The organism is Acinetobacter sp. NBRC 110496 (assembly GCF_000876115.1).
GTDB lineage: Bacteria > Pseudomonadota > Gammaproteobacteria > Pseudomonadales > Moraxellaceae > Acinetobacter.
On record NZ_BBTF01000101.1, the window covers coordinates 1 to 3,909 of the forward strand.

Annotated in this window: 4 protein-coding genes; all 4 read left to right on the forward strand. The window is 38.6% G+C overall.

Going from position 1 to position 3,909, the window contains the following annotated elements:
* The first annotated feature begins 186 nt into the window (after positions 1 to 186).
* Positions 187 to 642: a hypothetical protein gene (locus Aba26S_RS20440; RefSeq protein WP_043974892.1), complete on the forward strand. Its 456-nt coding sequence runs from the start codon at positions 187 to 189 to the stop codon at positions 640 to 642.
* 47 nt (positions 643 to 689) lie between these two features.
* Entirely contained in the window at positions 690 to 1,889 is a 1,200-nt protein-coding gene (locus Aba26S_RS20445; RefSeq protein ID WP_043974883.1) for a TolC family protein, read from the forward strand.
* A 10-nt stretch (positions 1,890 to 1,899) separates the two neighbouring features.
* Positions 1,900 to 3,375: an efflux RND transporter periplasmic adaptor subunit gene (locus tag Aba26S_RS20450; protein WP_043974886.1), complete on the forward strand. Its 1,476-nt coding sequence runs from the start codon at positions 1,900 to 1,902 to the stop codon at positions 3,373 to 3,375.
* Positions 3,376 to 3,389: 14 nt separating this feature from the next.
* On the forward strand, positions 3,390 to 3,909 hold a 520-nt coding region (locus Aba26S_RS20455; protein WP_043974889.1), incomplete at its 3' end, for an efflux RND transporter permease subunit.

Here is a 3,909-nt window from a genome sequence, read left to right on the forward strand (position 1 = left end):
CTTTTGAGTATTGGGGTAGCTTTGAGTTAAACGATCGTCTCAACCAAGTAAAGAGTATATTCCTACCTTTTTCGTAGATTTTGGTAATAGATTTGAACATATTCATTTGCAAATGTTGAAGAGATGGATTTACTTTAATCAAGCTTTTTAGTATTTTGTTAGCAAATCAGAAGTATGTTCATGGCTATGCGTTCAAGTAGGTTGTCTAAGCTTATACTCGCATTTACCCTGTTTTTGTTTACGATAACAATTACGGGCATTCATGCGTGGGCGCCTGTCTTACTTGAGAATATTGAACACCAACATGAGTTGAGTATTGTTGTTGAGGATGATGCATCTAGTCATTGGTCTTTGCAGCACTCAAATGATCCACTCAAAAATTCTACTGATCATGATGCGGAAGCACATACTTGGAAGAATTTTGATGAACCTATCTATCATCATTCAGTAAAACCAATTTCTTCTGATAGTGATTTCAGCATAGATCCAATCTTTATTCTTAGTTTTGCACTTCCACTAGTTTTATTCTTTTTCCAGCTTTTTGAAAAGCCCGTTTATCGAGCCTTTTTAAAGCGGCGATCCCCTCTAATATTTAGTAATTCTTATACCTACTCTAAAGACTTAATCGTCCTACGTAATTGATCTTTCTATACAAAAATTAATTTTAATTTTTTTGTATAGGTAAAGTCATGTCTAAAAAATATCAGATATTTCTTACCTGTGGATTTGTAGCAACAGCAGCAAATGTATTCGCAGAAACGAATTATGCTGAACTACAAAAGCAGGTAATCGCAAGTGATGCTGTACTCAATAGCTTACAGCAGTCCGAGCAAGCTTATGAAATCAATCAAAAGTTTGCTGGTAGATTAAATAATCCGACTTTCAATGTGGAGTTGGATAATCTCGGTAATTCTAAACTGAAGGATTTAGATGGCCCAACAACCTTATTGGGACTGTCACAAGAGATTCCTCTTAGTAATAAACTTTCCTTGAGGAAACAGATTGCGAGTTTTCAAGGTGATCGTAATCAGTTCGACATAGCAAAGCGTCAGGCTGAACTCAAAGCAGATTTAAGAATCTGTATGGCGAACTGGTATGTAGCTACTCAGCGTGCTGAAATTTATTCTTCTGAGAGTAAATTGAATGCCAGACAAGCTAACGTTCTTTCCGAACGGCTTAAGTACGGGCGAGTAATTCCTTCCGATGCTCAACTAAGCATAGCACTTTCAACTGAGTCGAAATTGCGCCATCAAAATGAAGTGAAGAAGATTCAGTTCCAGAAAAATTTATGTTCTAAGTTCACTTCCAACCTGCCAAGTAGTGCATTGGAGGTTCCGCTAAGCTTTAATTTCACAGACAAAATAAGTTTGTCTGAGCAAGAAGCAACGCTGAGTTCGAAGCTGAAAAAGACTCAGTTTGAACTGGCCCGTAAAGAAGCAATACCAGATATTACTTTGGGAGTCGGGGTTAGGAACTACCAAGAAACCAATGACAAAGTCTTCCAAGTTTCGACGTCGATACCTCTCAATATCTTTAATCGAAATAAGGGCAATATTGCGATTGCTCAAGCAGAGCATACAAAAGCAGAAACACAGTCTGTGCTTGTGAGTCGTAACTCTAAAATCGAATTGGAAAACAAATCTATTGAGGTTTCCAATTTAATTGATGTGATTAAGCAATATGATCAAACCGTTTTGCCCGCAACAAATGAAAGCCTGCGAATTGCAGAGATGGGTTACCAAGCAGGGAAAAACTCTTTACTTGAGTTCAATAACATCAAGCAAATTTGGCTAGACAAACATCTTGCTCGATTCGATTTGTGGTTGGCTTTGCAGACAGAAATTGCAGAAGTCGAGCGCAACTACATCACTCATTTAGATCAAGAATAAGGGCAAGAATATGAATAAACAAACCAATACATTGATTGCAACTGGTGTCGTTGCCTTACTTATCGTCTTATGTGCTATTGCCTGGTATAAAACTGGTAATAAGACACAAGCGAGTGGACATGGTGAGGTCGCCGAAGAAAAAGTAGCTGTAGCTGGAGATGAGAAAGGACCTCACGGTGGTCGTTTGTATCGAGATGGAGATTTCTCTGCTGAGGTTAAGATATTTGAAGAAGGAGTGGAACCACACCTCCGTGTTTATGGGTATTTGAAAGATAAGCCGCTTAAACCAGAAGATTTAAAAGCGAATATTTATATTAAGCGTTTAGATGCTGAGCAGAATATTCAATTCAAACCAGAGAGTGATTACTTGATTGGAAATGAAATTGTCTATGAGCCACATTCGTTTTTAATGGTTGTAAATGTCGATTATCAAGGAAAAAAACATACTTGGAAGTGGGATACGAAAGAAGGTCGTGTCACCATGTTAGACAGTAGTATTAAGAGCAGTGGTTTAGAGCTCTTAAAAGTTGAACCAATGATGTTTGAAAATGCTTTGGAATTGAAAGGTGAATTGAAGTTTCCTGATAATTTTGAAAGCCTTGTTGCACCAAAAGCCAGTGGGACATTGATAAAAACCTACCGTAATATTGGGGATAAAGTAAGCCAAGGGGACTTACTTGCTGTTGTCCAAAGCCAAGATTTAATTCGTTTGAATGCAGATCGTAAAGTTGCTTTGGAGACCCTACAGTTTGCTCGCCAAAAAATGGAACAAGAACGAGCATTATGGCAAAAGCGTGTATCACCTGAGATTGATTATATTTCTGCAAAGAGAGATTTTGATGCTGCTCAAACTCGTGCAAATGAGTTGAATAACTTAATAAGCTCTTATGGCGGTTCAGGTAATGGAACAGTTGAAGTTCGTGCAGCAATGTCAGGAACAATATTAGAAATCCTTGGTGCTGTTGGATCTAATGTAAGCTCTTCAACCCCTATTTTTAAAATCGCAAATACTTCACAACTCTTGGCAGTAGTAAATGTTCCTGCTGACAAGCTTAATACTATAAACCCTACAAACAGAGTCAAAGTTAAGCCTCAAAGTCCAACAGGCACAGAAGAGGCATTGGGCAAAATCAAATATATTAGTGATGTCATCGATATTAAAACACGTACAGCGCAGGTATTTATTGAGATACCAAATCAGTTTAAGTGGCGTTCTGGACAGTTAATCACGGCTCAAATTTTTGAAAATCAAAGTCAAAAGCCAATGGTTGTACGTGAAGATGCGTTACAGAATTTCCGTGATTGGGACGTGGTATTCATTCGTGTTGGTAACGATTTTGAAGCTCGACCTCTGGAGCTCGGCGATAAATACAATGGGTATGTGGAAGTTAAATCTGGATTACGAATAGGACAGGTTTATGCCGCAGGAAATTCATATCTTTTAAAAGCAGAGCTAGGTAAATCTGGCGCTACTCATGACCATTAAGGGGAGTAGCGAATATGTTTGATCAGATTGTTAAACTCTCGATTAAGAATCGTTGGCTTGTACTCATCGTATTCCTATTTGTCGGTGCATTGGGGGCTTATAACTACTTTAAGCTACCAATTGATGCTGTTCCCGATATTACGAATGTACAAGTTCAGATTAATAGTGAAGCTCAAGGACTCTCTCCAATGGAGATGGAGTCTCAGGTGACTTATCCTATTGAAACGGCTTTGGCTGGTATTCCAAATTTAGACTATACCCGATCAGTCTCTAGGTATGGCCTGTCACAAGTGACGGCAATTTTCAAAGAAGGGACTGATATTTATTTTGCCCGACAATTAGTCAATGAGAAGCTACAAGGGGTGACACCAAATCTTCCCGTTGGAATTGCAACTTCTATGGGGCCTGTTTCTACAGGACTTGGCGAAATCTTCATGTATACCGTTGAAAATGCCAAGAACAATCCTAATCCACTTTCACCAACGGAATTACGCACCTTACAAGACTGGGTGATTAAACCTCAGCTTCGAAATG

Coding starts and splice junctions, on each gene's coding strand:
- Aba26S_RS20450 (WP_043974886.1), top strand. CDS start 1,900: ATGAATAAACAAACCAATACATTGATTGCAACTGGTGTCGTTGCCTTA.
- Aba26S_RS20440 (WP_043974892.1), top strand. CDS start 187: ATGCGTTCAAGTAGGTTGTCTAAGCTTATACTCGCATTTACCCTGTTT.
- Aba26S_RS20445 (WP_043974883.1), top strand. CDS start 690: ATGTCTAAAAAATATCAGATATTTCTTACCTGTGGATTTGTAGCAACA.